The 7,829-nt window shown below is 59.4% G+C and carries 4 protein-coding genes; all 4 read left to right on the top strand.

All coding sequences use genetic code 11. From position 1 onward, the window contains the following. The first annotated feature begins 698 nt into the window (after positions 1 to 698). Positions 699 to 1,331 carry a BrxA family protein gene (locus tag PPP56_RS07890; protein ID WP_353563496.1) on the top strand — a complete coding sequence of 211 codons (633 nt, stop codon included), beginning with the start codon at positions 699 to 701 and terminating at the stop codon, positions 1,329 to 1,331. Positions 1,332 to 1,404: 73 nt separating this feature from the next. Beyond that, a complete protein-coding gene (locus PPP56_RS07885; protein ID WP_353563495.1) occupies positions 1,405 to 2,037 on the top strand; it encodes a BREX protein BrxB domain-containing protein in 633 nt (210 codons plus the stop codon). 72 nt (positions 2,038 to 2,109) lie between these two features. After that, positions 2,110 to 5,715 carry a BREX system P-loop protein BrxC gene (gene brxC / locus PPP56_RS07880; protein WP_353563494.1) on the top strand — a complete coding sequence of 1,202 codons (3,606 nt, stop codon included), beginning with the start codon at positions 2,110 to 2,112 and terminating at the stop codon, positions 5,713 to 5,715. A 65-nt stretch (positions 5,716 to 5,780) separates the two neighbouring features. Further along, positions 5,781 to 7,829: BREX-1 system adenine-specific DNA-methyltransferase PglX (gene pglX, locus PPP56_RS07875; protein WP_353563493.1), on the top strand; the 2,049-nt coding region annotated here is incomplete at its 3' end.

Here is a 7,829-nt window from a genome sequence, read left to right as displayed (position 1 = left end):
CCATAGTACGCTCGTCTACGACAAGCGAGGTCTTGGCAGTAGCGCAGTAACCGGTGTACTGGACTCGCTGCATGACTTTTTCAGAACCTGTTTGACAGCATATACAGGTTTCTCTCTTTCGGTATCGTCAAGATGTTAAGTGTTTTACCTCATCGCAACCCGCTCCCCCCTATCATTTAGAGCCTGGTTTGACTCCTTACTTTGGCCTCCCGGAGAACGTGTGCTCACCCCTCAAGGGAAGCAGGCGACCATCGGCGAGGATCGGGGGCATGGGCATTTGCCAATGTGCGGAGTTCTGTAAGCGTAGAAGGATTCTGGCCTTCGTTGCACACCGTCCCCAAACGAGTAGGAAGCTCCATTTCTGGCCTCCTATTGAACATGCCCCATGCAGAGCTCGTTCATGTTTAATACACATACACAAACTGTTCTAAATCTCTGCTTTACGCTGCACAGAGGTACGACCGGTTACGTACCAACCGCCCAACGTTACCTGTGAACCGGACGCAGTTTGTCCGGTAGTTCACAGCGCCGCATTAACAGATTACCTCATGGACCGGGGCCTTGGTCTCAATTGGTCAAGAACATGGTCACCAGGCAGTGCGCATGTGAATTTAGCAGGCGCCAGAATCCTGCAAGTTTAGCCGTGTACAAACACACGTCCTGCTGCCCGCTCCCCCTCACGCGCTCATCGCTGTGCTATGACGTACCGTACCACCTTTGCTGCTGGAACGCTTCTTCACGACGAGGCGCGGTGCGTGCTCCGTGCAGCAGGCCCCGATGGAACGCTCGACGATGTATCGCCCGAGGTGCTTGATATCAACTCAGCAGCCGGGCGTGAGCGGCGCTTGCTGGAAGTGAAACGTCGGCTCCAGAACGTAGAGCCACGCATCTGGGCCGACCTGCTCACGCTGTCTCCAGCCGAGCAGCGCGTTGTGCTCTACTATGCCTGCATGAAGACCTATGCGTTGGTGCGCGACATCCACATGAATGCGGTGCTTCCGGCCTGGCGTTCCATTGTGCAATCACTCGGGGCGGTCGACATCCAGCGCGTGTTGGATGCGCAAGCCAATACCCATCCCGAAATCGATACCTGGAGTCCCGAGACGTACGACAAGGTTCAGCAGGTGGTACGGCGCATGCTGAGCGAGGTGGGGCTGCTCCAAGGAGCGGAGCTTCAGCGCATCCAACTTCCGTACACGTTTTGGGCACGGTTTGCCCGTGTGGGAGACGTCTGGTTTCTGGAAGCGATGTTCTTGAATAAAGAGGAACGTGCTGCCGCGATCAGCGCAGCTCAGACGCCCGGCAACGCTTCTGCCGGCGAGGTGCCCTGACGGTGTCATCCGCTACAACCGATCCACGCACGTGTCCCATTCAACCTGTTCTCTACCTCGTTCGGTGTTTTACATGCTCAACGACCTATTTCGCTTCCTGAGAGACGACGATTTCCAGAACCCGGCGTCGGGGCATATGAACTTCCCGGCATACCTGTACGCCTACCCGGCAGAAAACGAGTATGCCTTTCGAGCGGCGCTGCCGCAGCTCAAGGAGCAACTGGCCCGTCCGCCGGTGCATCAGGTGCCCTTCATCCTCAACGTGTTCGATCATTTCATTGAGGCCCTCCGCACCACAACCTATGGCGGTACGCCTTACCTGGACACCATTCTGGAGCACGAGCAAGACACGCCCAAGCGAACCCGTCGTCTGATTACCCAGGTGCTCGATCCCGAAGGCGCGTTCTATGCGTCGATCCATGAGGCAATGCGTGCACACCAGAAAAAAGCAACCGGTAAGGAAAAACGAACGTATGCATTCGTGCATGGGTGGGGCTCCATTCATCCGTACCTGACTGCACACCAGTTCATGGGATGCATGGAGCCCCTTGTAAGCGGCTACAAGTTAATTCTTTTCTATCCGGGTACCTACCGCGACGATCGGCTTCAATTTCTGGGCCGCGTCGATGGGCGCGGTCCGTACCGGGCACAATCTCTCAATGCACAGATCGAATCGAGGGTATCACGAGCCACAACGACTCCATAGCGTCGTGCGCATCCCGTTCGCAACACGCTACCTCCTGTATCTTTCTTTTCCTAAACCAACGTATCTCAGCTTATGCCAACCTCACTTCATACGCTGTACGAGCGCGACATCGAGCGCAACGTAGAATCGGTCGCGGTTGTAGATAACCGGGACGAAGAGCTCATCGAGCAAGAGATCAAGGAGTATTTCTTCACCGATCCGCTCTTTGAAAACATCAAAACCTTCCTGGAAACGCTCACCGGGGGCCCCACGCAAACGACAGGGTTCTGGATCAACGGCTTCTACGGCTCGGGAAAGTCGCATTTCCTGAAGTTTCTCTACTATCTCATGGCCCCGGCCCATCAACAGGCCGCGTTTGACCACTTCATCGGGAGCATCAGCGATTACGAGGGCGATCCCTTCGACCAGCCGCTCAAAGATGCCCAGGCCAACCGGCTGCGCAAAGCCGTAGAAGCGCTCGACATTGCGCCGATTATGTTCAACATCAGCGCATTTGCGCAGCAAGACGAAACCAACGCGCAAACCGTTACGCAGACGTTCTACAACCGCTTCAACCAGTTTCGGGGCTACCATAAGTCTGACCTCCGAATCGCCCGTTTCGAACAGCAGCTCGATGAGCGTGGCACGCTGGAGGCGTTCAAGCAGGCCTATGCAGATCAGAAAGGGGAAGACTGGGAGGCGAGCGCGCTCATGGCGGTCGACTTTCACCTTTCAGATGTCATCGAAGCGGTGAAGACGGCGACAGATCTCGACCCGGCCTCGACGCGCAAGGCATTAGAGCGAGACATCACGCCCTCTACCGATGCGTTTGTAGATGAGCTGAACCAGTTCTTAGAGGGTAAGCCCGACAACTACCGGCTTGTGTTTCTGGTCGATGAAGTCAGCCAGTTCATGGCGGGTAACGAGAATATGCTTGTGGACTTGCAGACAATCGTCGAGTCCATCGGGAGCCGCTGTGGAAACAAGGTGTGGGTTGCGGGTACGGCCCAACAGGAGCTCAAAGAGCTGCTCGACACAACCAATGTCAGCGATGTCAAGGACGCGTTCGGAAAGATTATCGCGCGCTTTACGCCGCTCCCGCTGGAAGCACAGCAGGCCGACCGCATCGCCAAAAAACGCATCCTCGAAAAGAATGAGGATAGCGAACGCATCCTGAAAAACTTCTACGCCGAAAACGAGCGGGTACTGCGCAACCAGTTTGCGCGCGATAACGATGTGTATCGAGGTATCGACACCAAAGAAGAGTTCGTCGAAAGCTACCCGTTTGTACCGTACCAGTTTACACTGATTGAGAACATCATCTACTCGTTCGTGCAAGAGGACTTCCTCATGCCGGGCGTAAGCGGAACCGAGCGGTCGCTCATTGGCATCACGCACGAAACAGCCAAGAACTGCAAAGACGAATCGCTCGGGTACATCGTCCCCCTCGATGCGTTCTACAACAAGCAGATTCGGGACAGCCTGAAGCATTATGCACGCAAGCTCATCACCGACGCGCTCGACCTTCCCGATGTGCAGGCGCATCCGTTCTGGCAGCGTGTAGTGAAGGCGCTGTTTCTGCTCTCGCATCTGGTCGAGTCGAAGCAGATCAACTTCCCGGCTACCGTCGAAAACATCGCGTTTGTCCTGATGGATGAGGTCGACCAGGATAAGGCCAAACTGCAGCGCACAGTGCAGGAGGCCCTCGACTATCTGGTCGATCAGAACGTCGTAAGCAAATCGGACGGCCAGTACCGCTTCCTGCAGGAAGAGGAGATGCAGATCAAGAAGCGCATCGACAACACGAAGGTGCGCCCTGGCAGTCAGCTCGACTTCCTGGAGAAGAAGATCGTAGCGCCGGGCCTTCAGTGGGAACGCACCGTTCAGCTCGACGGAGCAAAGATCAAGCTCAAGCGCAAGGTCGATAGCAAAGAAATCGGCTCCAGCGGCACCATTCCGGTGCAGGTGCTCATCACCAACAACCGCGACCCGAACCAGCTGGCCTTCGACCGGGGGCGCAACGAACTGGTGTTCTGCCTGAGTGAAGCGTTTGGGCCCGAGCAGCAGGCCACGCTGCGCGAAATCATTAAGGTAGATCTCTTCAAGCAGGCCAACTACGACAGCGCCTCGGGCAAGCGCCGCAAGGCCATCGATACCTTCGCCAAACAGAGCAAGGCGAAGCTTAAGGCGCTGCAGAACTGGTTTGAGGAGGCCCTGCTCTCCTGCACGTACATCTCTACGCAGCAGGTGCAGCAGGCATCCGAACACACCGGCGGCACCGCCCCGGCGCGCTACAACGACATCTTAGATGCGCACCTGCGCCGCATCTACAAGAAACGCGATATGGCTTCAGGCTATGCCGACAGCCGCCGCGCACTCAAAAAGCAGGCATCCGGACCAGGCGAGCTCGACAAGTCGCTCACAACGCCTGAACAGGAGGTGAACAGCTACCTGAAGCGGCAGCCCATGCCGAACGTACGCGACGTGATCAACCACTTCTCCGGGGTGCCCTACGGATGGAAAGATACGGAAACGCTGCATCTGCTCCTCAACCTGCGCAAGAAAAACAGGTGGCGCTTTAAGTGGAACAGCGAAGAGATTTCTCCGGCCACGTTTGCCGAGCAGGCCGTAAACCGGAGCGAACAGGCGTCGATCACGCTGCACGAGCAAGCGTCGATCGATCCGGCGCTGCTCCACAACGTGCACGAGGCCATCAACCGCACCATCTTCAACAAGGCGCTGATTCCGCAAGAAACCGACCCGCGAGCACTCAACCAGGCCATCGAGTCGCAACTGACGGAGCAGCGGCAGACGTACGACCGGCTCGCCTCCGAGTATCGCGATACGCCCTTCGCGCATCACTTTGCGGCCCTTCGCGACGCGTTCGACGACATCCTCGACGTGCGCGGCACCGAAGCACGCTTCCAGCAGATCACGCAGCAGGCCAGTGCGCTTGGCGAGCAGCTCGACACCGCCGTGCAGCTAAAACAGTTTGTGGAGACCAACGGCGACGCCTACATGGATATGCGGGCCTTCGTATCCCGCAAAAAAAGGGAGTTCGAGGCGCTGCAGGAGGCCGACCGCGCCTACGCCGAAAAGCTCGTTCACCACGTAGAGCAGAACGACCGGCCCGACACCGACTTTCGCACGATGAAGCAGTTCTACGAATCGGTGCAAGAGGCGCTGAGCAGCCATATCGACGCCCTGAAGAGCGAGGTGAAGTCCGCATTTGAGGAGGCGTTCGATGCCCTTGAATCGTACCGCGACGAACATGGTGTTGACAACATCCTGCCCGAGCGCGAGCAGGTGCTGCAAACGATTGAGCAGTATAACAGCGTGCAGCAACTCGAACTGGAGAAACGCTCCGTAGGCGACTTCCAGACCCGCTACCGCACGAAGATCCGCCAGGATGCCGAGGAGCGGCGCGCCCAACAGCAACGCGCCAACACGGAAGAGGGCAACGCGGCAGGCAATGAATCCGGCGGCAGCGCCCCCGCAGGCAACGAAAGCGCCTCGCCCTCCGAACCGGCTTCCAACGACGCCCCCGCTCCGCGCCAGACCGTCACCTTCTCGGTGGCCGACGCCGTGGGCACGCCCGACCTTGAAACCGAGGACGATGTCGACGCCTTCGTGCAGGCCCTCCGCGACAAGCTCATGCAAGAGGTGAGCAACGACACCGTCATCATGATCGTGCGGTAGTCAGGCCCATCCCGCACGCCGCCCCCTCTTCAGCACCCGCTCATGCATTTATCCGCTACCGTTCTATGGACACCTCTGCCCTCAAACCGTTCGCCCAGCGCATGCGCACCACGCTTATGGACGGCGTGGCGAATCGCCTTCGGTACTGGGGCTTTGCCGACGGGCCCGAGCCCACGCACACCGTAGAGCCCATCGAGGGCGGCTACCTCTTCCGCAGCGCCCCCGGCAACGACCCCACCGTGCCCAAAAAGTGGCGGGCGCTCAAAAAAGCAGTGCGCAACCACGGGGTAGAAGCCGTGCAAGAGGCCGCCGCCGCCACCTGGTTCAACCGGCTGATGGCACTGCGCATCCTGGAGATGAACAGCTACGAAAGCACGGTGCTCGGCTACGCCCCCGACACCCAAGAGCCGCGCCTGCTCTACAACGCGCGCCAGGGCATCGTGCCCTACGGCACCGACCGCCAGAAGCAGCAGGTCGAAGCCGCCCTGCAAGAGCCCAACGACAACGCCGCCTTCCGCACCCTGCTGCTGGCCTACTACGCCGAGCACACCCTGCTCAACGACGTGTTTGGCCGCGTCAGCGACTACACCGAGCTGCTGCTGCCCGCTAACCTGCTCGACCCAGACGGCCCCATCGACCGGCTCGTAACCACCGAAGCCATCGCCGACGACGACTACGCACAGGTCGAGCTCATCGGATGGCTCTATCAGTTCTACATCTCGGAGAAGAAAGACGCCGTCTACGACCAGAGCGGCAAGTTCGCCCCCGAAGACATCCCGGCCGCCACGCAGATCTTCACCCCGCGCTGGATCGTGCGCTACCTGGTCGAGAACACCCTCGGCACGCAGTGGCTACAGGCGGAGCCCGACAGTCCGCTCCGCGATGACATGGAGTATCTCGTTGACGGCAACGCCGCCGCGCAGGCATCCGGCCAACCAGAGGTAGAGCAAGCAGGGGTTCAGGGGGATGCGCAGGCCGCGCCCGCAAGCAACGGCGCCAGCGACCCCCAGAGCGATATGTTTGCAGACGAGGCGCCGGGTGCCGCAGGCGATACCGAGCCGCTCGTAGCGTGGGATGGACGCGATCTCGAAGATCTCGTGCTCTTTGATCCTGCTGTGGGCAGCGGACACATTCTGGTGGTGGGCTTCGATCTGCTCATGGCCATGTACCGCGAGCGCGGCTACACCGACCGGCAGGCGGTAGAACACATCCTGACGAACAACCTGAAGGGCCTCGACATAGACCGCCGCGCCGCGCAACTCGCCCGCTTTGCGCTGCTCATGAAGGCCGCCGAGTACGACCCGCGCGCGCTGCAGCGCGACGTGCGCCCGCAGGTGTACTTCATGCCCGAACCGCGCTCGTTCTCGGATGCCGACCTGCGCACCTACTTCGACGATGCGGTCTTCGAGGCCCACGGCGAAGCGCTGCACGAAGCGCTCGCTCTGCTGGCCGAACACGGACAGAACGTAGGCGCGGCGCTCCAACTGGATCTCTCCGACGACGCCCGCACCGCCATTGCCCGGGAGGTTTCCCACTGGAAGAACAAGACCGAGGGCAGCGCCAACCTTACCGAGCAGGCGCTGGTGCACGAATTAAACGCCTACCTGCAGCCGCTTCTGCTGATGACCGGCACCTACCCGGCGGTGGTGATGAACCCGCCCTACATGGGCAGCCGACAGATGAACAAAGCGCTGAAGGCGTATGCGAAGAAGCATTACCCGATGAGCAAACGCGACCTGTTTGCGGTGTTCATGGAGGTGGGCGAAGAGAACACACAGCCTGCGGGACGCCTCGGCATGATTAACCAGCAGTCGTGGATGTTCTTAAGCTCGTACGAGGACCTGCGCACACACGTCCTCGACACCACACGCATTGCTTCGATGCTGCACCTGGGGCCGAATACCTTCGACGAGATCAGCGGCGAGGTGGTGCAGTCAACGGCGTTTGTGCTCCAGAACACGCTCCCACAGGGCCGCATGGGCACGTACTTCCGGCTGGTGGATGAACCCAACAGCACGGCAAAGAAAGAGGCATTTGAACGACACGACCACCGGCACACCGACGTCGATCAGCGGGACTTTGAGAAGATTCCGGGGGCGCCGATTGCGTATTGG

The sequence above is a fragment of the Longimonas sp. genome, from assembly GCF_040409695.1.
In the GTDB taxonomy this organism is placed as follows: Bacteria; Bacteroidota; Rhodothermia; order Rhodothermales; family Salinibacteraceae; genus Longimonas.
The sequence above is the reverse complement of the archived record's forward strand: the minus strand, read 5'-3'. Positions and strand labels throughout refer to the sequence as shown.

What these genes read in the sequence shown, in the direction of transcription:
- PPP56_RS07890 (WP_353563496.1), top strand. Translation starts at nt 699, where the DNA reads ATGACGTACCGTACCACCTTTGCTGCTGGAACGCTTCTTCACGACGAG.
- PPP56_RS07885 (WP_353563495.1), top strand. Translation starts at nt 1,405, where the DNA reads ATGCTCAACGACCTATTTCGCTTCCTGAGAGACGACGATTTCCAGAAC.
- brxC (WP_353563494.1), top strand. Translation starts at nt 2,110, where the DNA reads ATGCCAACCTCACTTCATACGCTGTACGAGCGCGACATCGAGCGCAAC.